This window comes from Sphingobium sp. LMA1-1-1.1 (assembly GCF_040676365.1).
Classification (GTDB): Bacteria; Pseudomonadota; Alphaproteobacteria; order Sphingomonadales; family Sphingomonadaceae; genus Sphingobium.
Map to the genome: position 1 here is coordinate 174,969 of NZ_JBEGHS010000034.1, position 15,537 is coordinate 190,505.

General features: G+C 63.7%; 19 protein-coding genes. 14 read left to right on the forward strand and 5 right to left on the reverse strand.

Going from position 1 to position 15,537, the window contains the following annotated elements:
* The 4 genes from MRBLMA1_RS14890 to trbJ are packed head-to-tail and all read left to right on the forward strand — an operon-like array spanning position 1 to position 3,831.
* The gene (locus MRBLMA1_RS14890) at positions 1 to 336 is read left to right on the forward strand and encodes a TrbC/VirB2 family protein (protein WP_363737664.1); all 336 of its coding nucleotides are present in this window, start codon (positions 1 to 3) and stop codon (positions 334 to 336) included.
* On the forward strand, positions 333 to 608 hold the full coding sequence (locus MRBLMA1_RS14895) for a VirB3 family type IV secretion system protein (protein ID WP_363737666.1): 276 nt from the start codon (positions 333 to 335) through the stop codon (positions 606 to 608). The genes MRBLMA1_RS14890 and MRBLMA1_RS14895 overlap by 4 nt, the downstream gene beginning before the upstream one ends.
* On the forward strand, positions 602 to 3,079 hold the full coding sequence (gene trbE / locus MRBLMA1_RS14900) for a conjugal transfer protein TrbE (RefSeq protein WP_363737668.1): 2,478 nt from the start codon (positions 602 to 604) through the stop codon (positions 3,077 to 3,079). Before MRBLMA1_RS14895 ends, trbE begins: the two co-directional genes overlap by 7 nt.
* Complete coding sequence (gene trbJ, locus MRBLMA1_RS14905; protein ID WP_414714770.1) at positions 3,076 to 3,831, forward strand: P-type conjugative transfer protein TrbJ; 756 nt, start codon at positions 3,076 to 3,078, stop codon at positions 3,829 to 3,831. Before trbE ends, trbJ begins: the two co-directional genes overlap by 4 nt.
* Here trbJ and MRBLMA1_RS14910 read toward each other — a convergent pair.
* Entirely contained in the window at positions 3,816 to 3,986 is a 171-nt protein-coding gene (locus MRBLMA1_RS14910) for a hypothetical protein (protein WP_363737671.1), read from the reverse strand. The two genes, trbJ and MRBLMA1_RS14910, sit on opposite strands and share 16 nt — an antisense overlap.
* Here MRBLMA1_RS14910 and trbL point away from each other — a divergent pair.
* The 5 genes from trbL to MRBLMA1_RS14935 are packed head-to-tail and all read left to right on the forward strand — an operon-like array spanning position 3,960 to position 8,474.
* Positions 3,960 to 5,264, forward strand: a complete 1,305-nt coding sequence (gene trbL / locus MRBLMA1_RS14915; protein ID WP_363737673.1) for a P-type conjugative transfer protein TrbL — start codon at positions 3,960 to 3,962, stop codon at positions 5,262 to 5,264. The genes MRBLMA1_RS14910 and trbL overlap by 27 nt on opposite strands.
* Positions 5,265 to 5,269: 5 nt before the next feature.
* Positions 5,270 to 6,088, forward strand: coding sequence for a conjugal transfer protein TrbF (trbF, locus tag MRBLMA1_RS14920; RefSeq protein ID WP_363737675.1), 819 nt, complete (start codon positions 5,270 to 5,272; stop codon positions 6,086 to 6,088).
* The gene (gene trbG / locus MRBLMA1_RS14925) at positions 6,085 to 7,050 is read left to right on the forward strand and encodes a P-type conjugative transfer protein TrbG (RefSeq protein WP_363737676.1); all 966 of its coding nucleotides are present in this window, start codon (positions 6,085 to 6,087) and stop codon (positions 7,048 to 7,050) included. The genes trbF and trbG overlap by 4 nt, the downstream gene beginning before the upstream one ends.
* A complete protein-coding gene (locus MRBLMA1_RS14930; protein ID WP_363737678.1) occupies positions 7,047 to 8,243 on the forward strand; it encodes a TrbI/VirB10 family protein in 1,197 nt (398 codons plus the stop codon). Before trbG ends, MRBLMA1_RS14930 begins: the two co-directional genes overlap by 4 nt.
* Before the next feature lie 9 nt (positions 8,244 to 8,252).
* On the forward strand, positions 8,253 to 8,474 hold the full coding sequence (locus MRBLMA1_RS14935; RefSeq protein WP_363737680.1) for a DUF2274 domain-containing protein: 222 nt from the start codon (positions 8,253 to 8,255) through the stop codon (positions 8,472 to 8,474).
* Between the two features lie 216 nt (positions 8,475 to 8,690).
* Here the strand turns inward: MRBLMA1_RS14935 and MRBLMA1_RS14940 are convergent, their stop codons facing one another.
* The gene (locus MRBLMA1_RS14940; RefSeq protein WP_363738247.1) at positions 8,691 to 8,831 is read right to left on the reverse strand and encodes a hypothetical protein; all 141 of its coding nucleotides are present in this window, start codon (positions 8,829 to 8,831) and stop codon (positions 8,691 to 8,693) included.
* Between MRBLMA1_RS14940 and MRBLMA1_RS14945 the strand changes: the two genes are divergently transcribed.
* Positions 8,773 to 8,949 carry a helix-turn-helix domain-containing protein gene (locus tag MRBLMA1_RS14945; protein ID WP_363738215.1) on the forward strand — a complete coding sequence of 59 codons (177 nt, stop codon included), beginning with the start codon at positions 8,773 to 8,775 and terminating at the stop codon, positions 8,947 to 8,949. The genes MRBLMA1_RS14940 and MRBLMA1_RS14945 overlap by 59 nt on opposite strands.
* Positions 8,950 to 9,178: 229 nt before the next feature.
* On the opposite strand, the gene MRBLMA1_RS14950 is transcribed toward MRBLMA1_RS14945, so the two are convergent.
* Positions 9,179 to 10,435, reverse strand: a complete 1,257-nt coding sequence (locus tag MRBLMA1_RS14950; protein ID WP_363737682.1) for a type II toxin-antitoxin system HipA family toxin — start codon at positions 10,433 to 10,435, stop codon at positions 9,179 to 9,181.
* Positions 10,436 to 10,446: 11 nt separating this feature from the next.
* Positions 10,447 to 10,740, reverse strand: a complete 294-nt coding sequence (locus tag MRBLMA1_RS14955) for a helix-turn-helix domain-containing protein (RefSeq protein ID WP_363737684.1) — start codon at positions 10,738 to 10,740, stop codon at positions 10,447 to 10,449.
* A gap of 289 nt (positions 10,741 to 11,029) precedes the next feature.
* Between MRBLMA1_RS14955 and MRBLMA1_RS14960 the strand changes: the two genes are divergently transcribed.
* From MRBLMA1_RS14960 to MRBLMA1_RS14970, 3 genes are all read left to right on the forward strand, one after another.
* The gene (locus MRBLMA1_RS14960) at positions 11,030 to 11,923 is read left to right on the forward strand and encodes a TolC family protein (RefSeq protein ID WP_363737686.1); all 894 of its coding nucleotides are present in this window, start codon (positions 11,030 to 11,032) and stop codon (positions 11,921 to 11,923) included.
* A gap of 648 nt (positions 11,924 to 12,571) precedes the next feature.
* Positions 12,572 to 13,396, forward strand: coding sequence for a transglutaminase-like domain-containing protein (locus MRBLMA1_RS14965; protein ID WP_363737688.1), 825 nt, complete (start codon positions 12,572 to 12,574; stop codon positions 13,394 to 13,396).
* A gap of 25 nt (positions 13,397 to 13,421) precedes the next feature.
* Positions 13,422 to 13,550 (forward strand): hypothetical protein, encoded by a 129-nt coding sequence (locus tag MRBLMA1_RS14970; RefSeq protein WP_363737689.1) that lies wholly within the window; start codon positions 13,422 to 13,424, stop codon positions 13,548 to 13,550.
* A 258-nt stretch (positions 13,551 to 13,808) separates the two neighbouring features.
* Here MRBLMA1_RS14970 and MRBLMA1_RS14975 read toward each other — a convergent pair whose 3' ends face one another.
* Positions 13,809 to 14,603 carry an N-formylglutamate amidohydrolase gene (locus tag MRBLMA1_RS14975; protein ID WP_363737691.1) on the reverse strand — a complete coding sequence of 265 codons (795 nt, stop codon included), beginning with the start codon at positions 14,601 to 14,603 and terminating at the stop codon, positions 13,809 to 13,811.
* On the opposite strand from MRBLMA1_RS14975, the gene MRBLMA1_RS14980 reads away from it, so the two are divergent.
* On the forward strand, positions 14,597 to 15,535 hold the full coding sequence (locus MRBLMA1_RS14980) for a transglutaminase family protein (protein WP_363737693.1): 939 nt from the start codon (positions 14,597 to 14,599) through the stop codon (positions 15,533 to 15,535). The two genes, MRBLMA1_RS14975 and MRBLMA1_RS14980, sit on opposite strands and share 7 nt — an antisense overlap.
* Positions 15,536 to 15,537 lie beyond the last annotated feature (2 nt).

Here is a 15,537-nt window from a genome sequence, read left to right on the forward strand (position 1 = left end):
ATGCGCATCTTTCCCATTCCCAATCGTGACCGCTTTTTCCTGACCGGTCTGGCGCTTGGCCTTTCGCTCACCCTGACCGGCACGGCCCAGGCCAGCGGTTCCGGCATGCCATGGGAGCAGCCGCTCCAGCAGGTGCTGGAATCCGTGCAGGGACCCGTCGCCAAGATCGTCGCGGTGATCATCATCATAACGACTGGCCTGACGCTGGCGTTCGGCGAGACGGCGGGCGGGTTTCGTCGGCTGATCCAGATCGTCTTCGGCCTGTCGATCGCCTTCGCCGCGTCGAGCTTCTTCCTGTCCTTTTTCAGCTTCGGCGGCGGGGCGCTCGTCGCGTGAGTCACATCGACAACGGTCATGTTGCTGGCTTCGAGGCGCCGATCCACGCCAGTCTGGGCTTGCCGATCCTGCTCGGTGGCGCACCACGCGGCATAGCGATCGTCAACGGCACGATCGCCGCCGCAGTCGGTCTCGGCCTCCAGCAATGGCTGGTCGGCATCGCGCTCTGGGCAGTCGGCCACAGCATCGCGGTGTTCGCCGCCCGCCGCGATCCCGATTTCGCGCCCGTGCTGCTCCGCCACCTGCGCCAGAAGGGATATCTGGCATGTTGAACCTCGCTGAATACCGGTCGCGGGCCGACCGCCTCGCCGATCATCTTCCCTGGGCCGCGCTGGTGGCGCCCGGCGTCGTCCTCAACAAGGATGGCAGTTTCCAGCGCAGCTTTGCCTTTCGCGGTCCCGATCTCGAAAGCGCGACCGAGGCCGAACTCGTGTCGGCCTGCGCGCGCGCCAACAATGTGCTGAAGCGCCTCGGCACGGGTTGGGCGCTGTTCTTCGAAGCAGAACGGCGCGGCAGCCAGGGCTACCCCGACGGCGCCTTTCCCGATGCCGCATCCTGGCTGGTCGATCAGGAACGGCGTGCCGGGTTCGAAGCCGAAGGCCAGCATTTCGAGAGCATCTATCACGGTACCCTGACATGGCTGCCGCCCGCCGACAGCAGCGATGCTGCCGGACGGAGCCTGGTCGAGCGGCCCGATGATGCGCAGGGCCGCGACTGGCGCGCAAGCCTTGCCGGCTTCATCGCCGAAACCGATCGCATCCTCGACCTTCTCTCCGGCTTCATGGCCGAAGTCCGGGCACTCGAGGATGCCGAGACGCTGACCTATCTCCACAGCACGATTTCCGATCGCAGCCATTCGGTGGCGGCACCCGAGACGCCAATCTATCTCGATGCGCTGCTCGCCGACACGCCGCTCGTCGGCGGGCTCGAGCCGAGGCTCGGCCGAACCCATCTGCGCACCTTGACCGTGCTGGGCTTCCCGAACCTGAGCCGGCCGGGAATCCTCGACGCGCTCAACCACCAGGATTTCGGCTATCGCTGGGTCACCCGCTTCATCGCGCTCGACAAGCAGGACGCGACCAAGGCGCTGACCAGGATCCGCCGGCAATGGTTCAACAAGCGCAAGTCGATCGCCGCGCTGCTGCGCGAGGTGATGTACAACCAGCCAGTCCAGCTCCTCGATACCGACGCGGACAACAAGGTGGTCGACGCCGATCTCGCGCTGCAGGCGCTCGGGGCAGACATGCTCGCCTTCGGCTATCTGACCACCACGATCACCGTCGCCGATACCGACCGGACGCGGGTGGAAGACAAGGTCCGCGCGGTCGAGCGGATCGTCAACGGCCTCGGCTTCACCTGCGTTCGCGAGAGCCTGAACGCGGTCGAGGCCTGGCTATCCTCGCTGCCCGGCCAGGTTTACGCCAATGTCCGCCAGCCGCTGGTCCATACGCTGAACCTGGCCCATCTCATGCCGCTGTCCTCGGTCTGGGCGGGGCCGGCGGAGAACCGTCACCTCGGGGGGCCTCCGCTGCTCCATGCGCAGACCAGCGGATCGACCCCGTTCCGCCTGTCGACCCATGTCGGCGATGTCGGACACATGCTCGTCGTCGGGCCGACAGGCGCCGGCAAGTCGGTTCTGCTCGCACTGATCGCGCTGCAGTTCCGGCGTTACGCCCGCTCGCAGGTTTATGTCTTCGACAAGGGCTTCTCGGCGCGCGCGGCGGTGCTGGCGATGGGCGGCGCGCACCATGCCCTCGGGCTCGGCGCGGAGGGCGGCCCTAACGGCGAGGATGCCCTGGCGTTCCAGCCGCTGCGCCGGATCGACGATGCCGGTGAACGCAGCTGGGCGGCGGAATGGATCGCGGCGCTTCTGGCGCACGAAAAGGTCGTGGTCACGCCCGAGGTCAAGGATGCCGTCTGGTCCGCGCTGAACAGCCTCGCCTCGGCGCCCCCGCAGGAACGCACGCTCACCGGACTTGCCATGCTGCTCCAGTCGAACGCGCTGCGCACCGCGCTGACCGCCTATACGCTCGAGGGACCTTATGGCCGCCTGCTCGATGCAGCCGAGCAGAATCTCGCGCTGGCCGACGTCCAATGCTTCGAGACCGAGGCGCTGATGGGGCAATCCGGGGTGGTCGCCCCGGTGCTGACCTATCTCTTCCACCGGCTCGAGGAACGCTTCGACGGGCGGCCAACGCTGCTGGTGCTCGACGAGGCCTGGATCTTCCTCGACCATCCGCTCTTTGCCGCCCGCATCCGCGAATGGCTGAAGACGCTGCGCAAGAAGAACGTGGCGGTGCTCTTCGCGACGCAGAGCCTCGCCGACATTGCCGACAGCAGCATCGCGCCGGCCATCATCGAAAGCTGCCCGCAGCGCATATTGCTCCCGAACGACCGCGCCATCGAGCCGCAGTCGCACGCCGCCTACGAGCGCTTCGGTCTCAACGACCGGCAGATCGAACTGGTCAGCCGCGCCACCCCCAAGCGGCATTACTATCTGCAATCGGCGCGCGGCCATCGCCTGTTCGAACTCGGCCTGGGTCCGATCGCGCTGGCGCTCTGCGGCGCCTCCGATCCCGCCAGCCAGAAGCGGATTGACGGCATTCTCGCCGAGCACGGCGCGGACGGCTTCGCCGGTCACTTCCTGCGCTCCGCCGATCTCGCCTGGGCCGCCGACCTCATCGGCGAGTTTCCCGGCACCAACCAATCCACCGCTCCCCAACCTCCAGCCCCCGGAGAATGACCATGACCAGAATGCTGTCTTTCAAGAAGCCCCTCATCGCCGGAGTGGTCGGCTGTACCGTCACCGGCGCGCTCACCCTTGCCACGCTGGCGATAAGCAAGCCCGCGCACGCCATCATTGTCTTCGACCCCTCGAACTACAGCCAGAACATCCTCACCGCCGCGCGCACGCTCGAGCAGATCAACAACCAGATCCGCATGCTGCAGAACCAGGCGCAGGGGCTCATCAACCAGGCGAAGAACCTGACCACGATCAGCTTTCCCGAGCTCCAGGCGCTCAAGCAGACCATGCAGCAGATCGACCAGCTGATGGGCCAGGCGCAGGGCATCCAGTTCAAGGTCGCGAGCCTCGACCAGCAGTTCCGCTCGCTCTACCCCGGCAGTTTCGCGCAAAACCTGACCACCCGCCAGCAGGTGCAAAGCGCCCGAGCGCGAATGAATACCGCGCGCGCGGCCTTCGAGCAGACCATGACCGTGCAGGCCCAGGTCGTCGAGAATATCGCCGCCGACCAGGCGGCGCTGACCGGCATCATCGCGCGGAGCCAGAGTGCTGAAGGCGCGCTGCAGGCCAGCCAGGCGACCAACCAGCTGCTCGCGCTCGTCGCCAAGCAGCAGTTCCAGATCCAGACGCTGATGGCGGCGCAATACCGGGCCGAGGCGATCGAACGGTCGAACCAAGCCCAATCGCGCACCGATGCCCAAGGCGCCTCTGCGAAATTCCTCGGCTCCGGCAGCGCCTACACGCCCCAGTAGGCGCGGCCGGCCAGGGCGGCGGCGATCCCCCGCGCCTCTATCGCCGCCGCCGCGGCGGGGACCGGCTTCCGCTCCCCGAGTCCGGGGCCCGCGGCATCCTTTGAACCAAGCATCAGGACGCAAAGCGTATGGGCGATCTCAACGTCATCGATCAATTCATGGCAGCCTTCATCAGCTACATCGATAGCGGGTTCGGCCTGCTCGGCGGCGACGTCGGCTTCCTGACGCGCACGCTGATCGCGCTCGACGTCACGCTGGCCGGACTGTTCTGGGCATTGGGCGGCGAGGACAATGTGCTCGGCCGCCTGATCCGCAAGATCCTCTACATTGGCGCCTTCGCGTTCATCATCAACAGCTTCTCCACGCTGTCGGACATCATCTTCCGATCTTTTGCGCAGGCCGGGCTGACCGCCGGCGGCGGCACGATCACCGCTGCCGATCTGCTGAAGCCCGGTCGCCTTGCCGGAACCGGCTTCTCCGCCGCCTGGCCGCTGCTGCAACAGGTCAACCAGTATCTGGGCTTCACGACCTTCTTCGACAACTTCCTGACGATCGTGGTGCTGCTGGTCGCGTGGGTGATCGTGATCCTCGCCTTCTTCATCCTCGCCGTGCAGATGTTCGTCACCATCCTCGAGTTCAAGCTGACGAGCCTCGCCGGCTTCATCCTCGTGCCCTTCGCGCTGTGGAACCGCACCAGCTTCCTCGCCGAGCGCGTACTCGGCAATGTCGTCTCCTCCGGCATCAAGGTCATGGTGCTCGCGGTCATCGTCGGCATCGGCTCGAACTACTTCACCCAGTTTACGACTGCCCTCCAGGGCCAGGAACCCGATATCGGACAGGCCATGAGCCTGGTGCTGGCAAGCCTTGCTCTCTTCGGGCTCGGTATTTTCGGTCCCGGCATCGCCTCGGGTCTTGTCGCGGGCGCGCCGCAGCTGGGGGCCGGCGCAGCGCTCGGCACCGTGCTTGGCGCAGGCGGAGCCCTGTACCTCGGCGGTGCCGGAGCGGCCGGTGCTGCTCGCGGCTTTGCCGCCGCTGGCCTTGGGGCGGTGCGTGCGGGCACGGCGATGGGATCGGCAGCCTCGACCGCCTACACCCTCGGTCAGGAAGGCGCCGGCTCCTCCAGCGTCGGCGCCGGGATCGGCGGCATGGCGAGCGCCGCGGCCGGCGCCGCGCGGTCACGGATGTCGGCCGCGCTGGGTCTTGGCGAGGCCGCCGAGTCCGGCCGCCAGGCCGCGTTCAACGCCATGGCAGGACGTGACGCATCCGCCGCCACGCAAACCCCGGATAGCGCTTCGTCCATGCCCGGATGGGCGCGGGCCATGAGGGCGCAGCAGAGCGCCCGCCATCACCGCCAGACCGCCATCCACGCCGTGCAATCCGGCGACCGTGGTGGTCACGGCGCAACCCCCGACATCAAGGAAAGGGAGGACTGATCCTCATGATCTTCAGACGCGCCGTCCAGCGATATGGACATACACCTCAGCCCGAGACACCCTATCAACGCGCAGGCCAACTCTGGGACGAACGCATCGGCTCGGCCCGCGTCCAGGCACGTAACTGGCGGCTGATGGCCTTCGGCTGCCTCGGCCTCACCACTGCGCTTTCGGGCGGCCTGCTCTGGCAGTCGCTGCAAAGCCGCGTCATTCCCTATGTGGTCGAGGTCGACAAACTCGGCGAGGCGCGCGCCGTCCAGCCCGCTGACAAGGATTATCAGCCGACCGACAGCCAAGTCGCGTGGTTCCTTTCCCGGTTCATTGAGCACGTGCGGTCGGTCTCGCTCGATCCAGTACTGATGCGGCAGGATTGGCTTTCGGCCTATGATTTCACGACGAAGCGTGGGAGCATATTCCTTGGCGATTACGCCCGCGCCGCCGATCCGTTCGGTCATATCGGCGAGCGCACCGTCTCGGTGCAGGTCACGAGCGTGGTGCGCGCCTCGGACAAATCGTTCCAGATCAAATGGGTCGAGACTACCTACGAGCGCGGCGCTCAGGCAGGCACCTCGCATTGGACCGCGATCCTGACTATCCAGATGGTGCCGCCGACCAGCGCCGATACGCTGAGGAAGAACCCGCTCGGCATCTATGTCGATGCGATCGACTGGAGCCGCGAGCTCGAACCCACCGTTTCGTCCCTAGCGACCCCAACAGCCATTGCACCAGCGCGCTCAGCACTGCCGCTGCCGGCAAGGATCCCCGCCGGATCGCCGCTCGATCCCAACCTCGGCGCCGCCACAAATCAGGAGACCCAGCTATGAAAACCGCCCTTCTAGCGGCGATGTCACTTGCCTTCGCGGCTCCCGCTCTCGCCCAGAACGCGCCGACGATTCCGGCATTACCCGCGAACGCAGCGGTGCCGTCGGTTGCGGTCGCGGCACCGCCGGGCGCACCTGTCGTATCGTCTCCGCCGAAGGCCGCCACGCCGGTCCCGCGCCGTCGCCATATTTCCCCTTCGCCAGCCGAACTGCGTGTCCGGGCCGCCAATCGCGCCGCGACGCTCGAACCGGCGACCGGCGCTTATCTCAATGCTGTGCAGGTCTTTCCGTACAGCGAGGGCGCCATTTATCATGTGCTGACCGCGCCCGGGCAGGTCACCGACATCGCGCTCCAGCCCGGCGAGACGCTGGTGGCGGTGGCGGCGGGCGATACCGTGCGCTGGGTGATCGGTGATACAACGAGCGGTTCGGGCGATACCAGACGCACGCATGTCTTGGTGAAGCCGTTCAATGCTGGGCTCGCTACCAATGTGATCATCACCACTGATCGGCGGACTTATCATCTGGCGCTGAGCAGCACCGTGCGCACGGCCATGTCGGCGCTCTCGTGGACCTATCCGCAGGACGCGCTGATCGCGCTCAAGGCCGCGGCCGAACCGGCGCGGGCGGCGCAGCCGGTGGCTTCGGGGCTTGCCGTCGACCAGTTGCATTTCGGCTATGCCATCACCGGCGACAAGCCGGTTTGGCGGCCGCTGCGCGCGTTCGATGACGGGCGCCAGACCTTCATCCAGTTCCCCGCCAGTCTCGGCGAAAGCGAGGCGCCGCCGCTGTTCCTGGTCGATGCCAAGGGCAACGCCGAGCTGGTCAACTACCGCGTGCAGGGTCGCTACTATGTCGTCGACCGGATCTTCGATGCGGCGGAGCTGCGGCTCGGGCTCAAGCACCAGGACGTGGTGCGGATCAGCCGGACCGGTGAAACGGCCAGCCGGCGGAGGCCGTCGTGACCGAGGCGACGACGACACAGCCTGCCAAGCTCGATCCCGAGAGCCTGGCACTCCGTTCGCGCCCACCGCGCGCGATCCGGTTCAAGCGCGGCGTCATCATCGCCATCGCGGCGCTAGGATCGGTCAGCCTCGTGGCGGTGACCTGGTTGGCGCTGAAGCCACGCCTGTTCCACCGTGTCGCGGGGCAGGAGGAACTGTCCCAACCCGATCTGCGTCCCGCCAGCGATACGCTGAACGGCTTGCCGACGAGCTATGGCGACGTGCCTCGGCTCGGGCCGCCGCTTCCCGGCGACCTCGGCAAGCCGATCCTCGATCGCCAGCAGCAACTTGCGACCGAGATCAACCCGAGCGACCAACAACGCCAGCAGGCCGAAGCAGCCGAGCGTGAGCGCCAACTTGCCGAATTGAAAGCCGCGCGCGAGTCCGGTTTGCTGGTGCAGAGCCGGCAAGCGGCCACTGCCCCCGAAGCACCGACGCCCAGCGTATCAGCCGGAGAGAGTGCTCAGCCCAGTCTGCCGAAACTGGCGCTCGATCCGACGAACGATCCCAATGCGCAGGGGCGCAAAGAAGCCTTCGTCGGAAACCTCGATCCGCGCGGCGACGTCAATCCCCATCTTTTAACGCCGCCGCCATCGCCCTACACCCTGTCGGCGGGCAGTGTGATTTCAGCGAGCCTGATCACCGGCCTGCGCTCCGACCTGCCGGGGCTGGTCACCGCGCAGGTCACCGAGAACACCTATGACAGCGCCACCGGGCGGATCCTGCTCATTCCGCAAGGCGCGCGGCTGATCGGCAGTTACGATTCGGTCGTGGCATTCGGGCAGAGCCGCGCGCTCATCATCTGGCAGCGGATCGTCAGGCCCGACGGCGGTTCTATCCGGATCGACAATGTGCCGGCTACCGATCCGTCTGGATATGCGGGCCTGTCGGACAAGGTTGATTTTCACACCTGGGCCCTGCTTAGGGGCGTGGCGATATCGACCCTGCTCGGCGTAGGCGCGAACCTGACATTCACCGGCGAAAGCGATCTGGTCCAGGCGATCCGGGAATCCACGCAGCAGAACGTGTCCCGCGCCGGCGACCAGATCACATCCCGCAATTTGGCTGTCCAGCCGACGATCACGATCCGACCTGGCGCGCCGGTACGGCTGATTGTGCACCGTGATCTCATACTCGCACCGTGGCGCAATTAGGAGGAACACATGCCGGAACTCAAGCTCCCCAAGCTGCCGGACAGGACGGCGATCAAGCTGTCCATTGCCGTCACGCCAGACCTGCATCAAATGCTCCAGGATTATGCCGCGCTCTATGCAGAGTTCTACGGGCGCGAAGAGCCGATTGCAGAACTTGTTCCAGCAATGCTGGCCGCATTCCTCGAAAGCGACCGGGCATTCCTGCGCTCCCGGCGTGTCCCGGTGCGATGATGATCGCCTACGCTTCCCGCACTGGGACACGCCGCAATCTGGACGCCCTGCATGCCGCCGGATGGCGGCTGATGGCATCGACACGCGGTGTCCTTCGCACCAAAGGATACCGCTATGCGCTCGACAACGGCGCGTGGACCTCGTTCCAGCGCAGCGAACCCTTGCATGTAGCCGCGTTCGAAAGGCTGGCTAGCAGGAAGGGTCACACTATGACGCTCAATTGCCTGCGATCGCGGCCATGACGAGATCACCGACCATCGAAGAGCGCAGACAGGCGAGGCAGGAAGCCCTTGCCGCTATGGAGACATTGCCGACCGAGCCGATCAGCGTGCGGGTCTCCACGGCGGTGAAGCTCACAGGCATCCCCCGATCGACGCTTTACGAGTTAATCAAGTCCGGCGAGATCGAGACCGTCAAGATCGGCAGATCGACATTCATCCCCTATCGCTGCTTGAGGCGGCTGGTTGAAGGCTGAAGCAACAAATTGTCGAGGGCGTACGCGCGGCGACGCAAAAAAATGTTCCCGATCGGGAATGAATGCGGCGGCGAAAGATCGATAGGAGCGTCATATTCCCGATCGGGAATATGGATAGTCATCCTCTCGCCAAGATCGTTTGGGAAGAACGCAAGACATAGAGGGCTGCAGTGGAACGAACTCGCCGCCGCCTGCGATGACAACAATATCGTCCGAGTTTCTTCCGTGCTTATTTTTCCGCGCAGGAGTTCAGGATCGGCGTCATGACTTTCACATGCGCGTCGATACGCTCGAGCACCTTCGCAGGGACGACGGCGCGCTCCGGCAACTGCCACCAATGCTCGTTGACGCGAGCCACCGTCTCCACCACGGCTTGGAGAACCGCCGGCTCGGGCAGCCTTGCTCGGTTCGCGAAGGATTTCCAGCGCGGCGCCGATAGCGCCTTGAACGACCGCTCACCACCAAGCGACAACGCTATGCTGTCTGTGGGAATGTAGGGGATGGTCGATAACATGTCGTAGATCGGCGCGAGAGCAGGCGTGCTGCCGTCATCACGATAGATCAGCGACCAGTTCTTGAGGTGCATGTCGCCATTGCCGGTCACCACCGCCAGCACGAGCCGGCGCACGAATTCGAGCGCGGCGGCAGGGGAAACCGCCGCGTTCACGGCGGCGGCCACATCGTGATAGGCCGCCCCCTCATATTTACGGGAGGGATAGACGCCAAACACCTGAGCGAAGTCCTCGATGTGGATTCGCTCACCCCGTGGGCCACGGTCAAAACGCCTGATGAGAAGAACCTTGCCTTCCGACAGCGTGTCGAAATCCTCCGGAATGCCTTCAAAATCGGATTTCTCGACCAGTTCGCGCTCGGGCACGTCCATGCCGATCGCGGCCGCCAAGGCGAGATTGGCAAACTCGTTCTCGGACACACCCGGAAATGCCGTGGAGGGGAACTTCGCGATATATTGCCCTTGGCCGTCATCGAGCGGAAGCGTCAGTCCGCCGCCCTTGCCTGTGTTCTTCATCACCGACAGCTTCATCTGCACACCGGCGAGCGAAAAACGCGCCTTCGGTTTTCCCTTTGCACTGTCCTGCGGCGTTACTTTCATGCCGTCACTGGGTAGAACCCGGACGGCTCCCGGTAGATCTGCGCCGAGCGCGGCCAACAGGTCGAAGTCATTGCCCGGACGGACGGCGCCTGCATGATGCTTTTCCATCGCCTCGCGCAGCTTGTCCTCTGGCAGCAGGTTCGCAAAGAAGGGCGGCAATGCCCCGCTCACCGGCTTTGGATCCTTGCGCAAGCCCCCGGTGGCCGCGCGGAAGGACAGGCTGAGAATCGGTACACCGCCAGTTGTCCGATAGGCCTCTTCAAAGCTGAACGCATTGAAGTCACCGGGTGTCCTGACGATCACACCGACCTTCAGCGCATTCAGGAACACATCTAGGGACTGGATCGCCTGAGGTGCGTGAGACGTTTGAGCCATGATATTCGTCTTCAATCGGGGTGTGAGACAAAGGCGGGCAGGTCGTCGTCGTCATGCGGACGTAACAACGCCCGGACGGCCGGGACCATCGCTTGCGGCACCAGCATCATCTCCAGCCCAAGCGCACGAGCGACATTCATGAGCGTCGTGGCACGCGCAGCAGCAATGCCCGTTTCGATATCGCGATAGCGTGGACGGGATATGCCAGCCAGATCGGCCACCTGCTCTTGCGTCAATCCGGCGGCCAGCCTCGCCTGCCGTAGGAGTTCGCCTAGTTCGCGCAGGGTTTCGGATTGAGCACTCACTATGATCCCCATACGATTCAAAATGAAATCACATGAAGCGTCTACATATCTTTCTTCGGCCAGCACGTCAAATTCAGTGATCCCTTTTCATATCATATCGACCAATGAGATACGTAAACGAGTCATCGCCGATGGCATGGTCGTTTCGGGAGCGGAGAGAGGTGCAGACCGTTGTGGGTTTCGGCGGGGCCATAGGTCGAGACCGTCCGTCACCTTCCTGCCATCATTCACCGAGGTTCAAGAAATACCGCGTGCGCTTCAGTTCGCCCTGCTTGCGCAAAGCGTGACGGTGGCGGCGGAAACGACCCGCGCCTATCTCGACGCCTGTTCCTACGCCCATGCGCTCAATGTCGCGCAGGACAGCTATCGCGCCAGCAATGAAAGTCTGCGTCTGGTGACAGCGCAGGAGAAGGCGGGATCCGTCGGACGCTTCGATGTCGAGCGGGCTGCTGCTGCTGCGACCGCCCGCGCAGCCATTCCGTCGCTGGAGGCGCAGCATCAGGCTGCCCTGTTCGAACTCGCCGCGCTGCTGGGCAGTACGCCTGCCGACATTCCCCTTGCTGCACAGCAATGCACGAAACCACCCGCCGCAGTGGCATTACCGGTGGGCGACGGCGCATCACTGTTGCGCCGTCGCCCAGACCTGCGGCAGGCTGAGCGGCAGCTGGCGGCAGACACCGCGCGGATCGGTGTGGCTACGGCCGCGCTTTATCCCAAGATCAGCTTGGGCGGATCGGGGAATTTCTTCCGCAACGATAGCGTGCGTGGCAATGATAGTCTCAGCTTCTCGGTCGGGCCACTACTCAGCTGGAGCTTCCCCAATGTCAGCGTCGCGCGTGCCCGCATCCGTCAGGCGGAGGCGCAGGGCGACGCCTCATTGGCTGCCTTCGACGGGGCCGTCATCACGGCGCTCAAGCAGGTGGAGCAGGCGCTCAGCAATGCCGCGCGCGAACAGGAAAGACTCTCCATACTAGGAGAAGCGCGGACCCGTTCCCAGCGCGCCTTCGATTTTGCCACTGCGCGTTATCGCGCGGGTTCTGTCGGTCTTCTCGATGTGTTGGTCGCGCAGACGGCACTGCTGGACGCGCGGGCCGCGGAAGCGGCCTCGCTCCAGCGCCTGTCATCGTTGCGTGTCGACCTTTTTAAATCCCTCGGAGGTGGTTGGCGGGATATTGAGGCATAATCGGGCGCGCGATGGCAACAGCAGGCGCACATCAGCACCTGCCTTCAGTTCAATGAGCATGTCCCATGCTGGATCGCCAAAAAGCTGGGGAGAGCCAAGCAATTGCTCGTGCCTCTGCCTGCGGCGTACGGTTCGCCTCGCATTATCCAACGCGGTCCGCCTAACTCCCAGAACGCACCCGTGCGGTGTTTTGGATAGATGGCTCGATTGCATGCCGTCATGTGAACGAGCCTTAAACTCTCAAGTGACCGGCACAAAACCGTTACAAGTCCAGTTGGGTTCAAACCATCACGATAGATCCCAAGGATCTGCAACGGGCGGTCGATGCTGACAAGCTCCAGAGTGGTCTTAAGTCCATCTGATGTCGCGGCTTCATTGGGCTGTGAGTACCAGGCCATTTCAATCGATCAGATCAAGGTGGAGGCATTTGGCTTATGCTTGTCGCATCGGTGGCCAATTAATTCCGTTTTATTCCACGCGGTGGCTTGAAATGCATGAAGGCAAGGTCCATTTAATCTCATATCTTCTTCGACCTGATGGCTCGTCCAGATATGATGCAATTGCCCTCTTGAGCAATTGTCGCTGATCATGGCGTCAATATTTCAGCCGCGACCCGGTGCTTTTGATCCGGCAGACTAAGGATCATGAATGCTAATTCGGGCTGGATATGATATCGCCTTTGCGGCCGAAGAGGCCGTGCCGATGCTGGCCATGCTCAGCATCCACCCCAGCCGGAACCGGGATCTTCGCAGCGCCCAGCGGATATTCACCCAGCCCGATGTGGCCGCCTATGACTATGTCGATGGGTTCGGCAATATCTGTACACGGCTGACGATGCCGCGGGGTGGCATCGCCATATCCTGCGGCTTTGTGATCGAGGACAGCTTTCTGCCCGATGTCATCGCATCGAGCGCCATGCAGGTACCGTTGGAGCAAATTCCCGACGATGCTTTGCACTTTCTGCTGGGTAGCCGCTATTGCGAGACGGACCGCCTGTCCGATCAGGCTTGGGCGCTTTTTGGCCGCACGGCACCCGGCTGGTCACGGGTTCAAGCAATTTGCGATTATGTGCATGAGCATATCCGCTTCGACTATATGGCCGCGCGATCGACACGCACGGCATGGGATACAAACGAAGAACGCGTCGGCGTCTGCAGGGACTATGCGCACCTCGCCATGGCTCTCTGCCGTTGCATGAACATCCCCGCGCGATACTGTACCGGCTACATGGGCGACATGGATTTGCCGGCCCTTGTTGGCGACATGGACTTCTCGGCTTGGTTCGAGGTCTATCTCGACGGCACATGGTACACGTTCGATGCGCGCCACAACCGTCCCCGGCGTGGCCGCATCCTGATGGCCCGCGGGCGGGATGCGGCTGACGTGGCGCTGACCACGACCTTCGGCACTGCAAGGCTTACGCGCTTCGACATCTACACCGACGAGGATCGCCTCGGGCATATTGTGCCCTGATATTCAATCAGCCAGGAGACTGCGAATGGCCAAGAGCCAGAAGAGATCGAACCGCGAAGTACGCAAGCCCAAGGCCGAAAAACCGGGCAAGACTAATGCGTCCAATCCATCGACCAAGCCCGGTGTCGTCGGTATCGTGACATTGAAGAATTGATGATGCGACACACGTTTACACAGCGTGGCGCGGTGAAGCTTTCCGATGGGGAGGCCAGCCGCCAGAGCCGCGTGACAAAGCTCGCCCTGGAAAGGCTGGGCGTATCGGCCGCTATCGCTTTTCTCAAACGATCACCTGGACGATCTTTCGGGCCGACCGATCCAGATTGCCATGGCCAGCGAGGGGGGGGCTCCAGTCCATCGAGCGACTACTGGTTAAACGCCCGTGATCGCGAGATAGCCATCAACATCGTTGGCGCTAGGCGCTCGCCGCTGCCAGAATAGTATCGGCCAGTCGCTGCGCCCAGCTAGACTGGCCGGCTTGGGTCGAGATCATGTCCTGCCGGACTTCGATCTCGGCATAGCGCAATGCGCGCGAAATGGCGTGGCGGGGTATGGTATAGTCGGTGTCGTCCATTGCGTAGGGCGCATTGTCGCCGATTGTGATATCGCCCCGTTGCGCCAGGGCATGCAGCATAGCCACCGCCATGTCGATGCGACCATGCCAATACAGGATACCGATATCCCAGGGCCGGGTCATACCGTTCATGATCGGCGTAAAGCTGTGCAGTGACAGCAGGATCGTTTGGCGACCGGCCGCGAGGCGCGCGTCGATGATGGCTTCGAGCGCGGCGTGATAGGGCCGATGAATCTCCTCGATCCGCGCCTGCCGCGCGACCGCGTCCAGTCCTTCGTTGTCCGCGATAGTGATGCCATCGGACACCGCCGGCATCGCGTCCGGCCGATCTGGATCGCGGTTGCAATCGATGACGAGGCGCGAATAGGTCTGATGCAGAAAAGGCGCGTCGAGCAACAGCGCCAGTTTCCGTCCCATGCCAAGCACGCCGATATCCAGCGCAATGTGGCGAGTCCGATCGGCAGGCCCCAGTCCCAGGTCGCCGAGCGCGCTGGGAATGGCCGAACCGGCATGATCGCCGATCAGCAGGAACGGCGCGGCGCCCCCTGCGTTAAACAGAGTGAACGGCGCCGGATCATCCGGGCCCAACAGTCCGTCCACTGCGCGCCCGACCGTCAGGATCCCATTCCATGCCATTGCTGACGATCCGCCATGTCACTGACTATCGCTACAAGGCGCCGGTATCGCTGGGTGAACATCGCATCATGATGCGCCCACGCGAGGCGTTTGACCAGCATTTGCTGTCTGCTCGCCTTGATATCGATCCCAAGCCCAGCGAATTGCGTTGGCTGCATGATGTGTTCGGCAATTCGGTGGCGATGGCCCTGTTCGAGCGGCGGACGTCGAAACTGACCGTCACGAGCGAGACGACGCTGGAACATGCGCCTCTGGCGCAAGGGCAGGTCGACGTCGAACCCTATGCGCGGCTGTTTCCGTTCACCTATTCGTCCGAGGACATGCCCGATCTGCTCCGGTCGATCGAGCGCCAGCATCACGACCCCGAACGGATCGTCGACAACTGGGCGCGCGGTTTCGTCAGCAATCATGGCGATACGGAGACCGTCGCCCTGTTGACGGCCATCGCGACCGGCATCAAGCGCGATTTCACCTATGTGCCCCGGCACGAAAAGGGCACCCAGTCGCCGATCGAGACCTTGAGGAAGCGGCAGGGCACCTGCCGCGACTTCGCCGTACTGATGATCGAGGCGGTGCGCGCGCTCGGCTTCGCCGCGCGGTTCGTGTCGGGCTATGTCTACAATCCCTCGCGCAAGGAAGACGTCCTGGGCGGCGGCAACACCCATGCCTGGGTGCGGATCTTCCTGCCCGGTTCGGGCTGGGTCGAATTCGATCCGACCAACGGCATCATCGGCAATCGCGGCCTGATCCGTGTCGCCATCGCGCGCGATCCCTATCAGGCCTTGCCATTGTCCGGCACCTGGTTCGGCTTGCCCGCCAGCTATCTGGGCATGGACGTCACCGTCGATGTTTCTCGCGCCGATCCCGCCAAATTCCCGCGCTCTTCCCATGGCGCCATCAACAGCCGACCCGTCGGCTCTTCAGGAAAGTGACA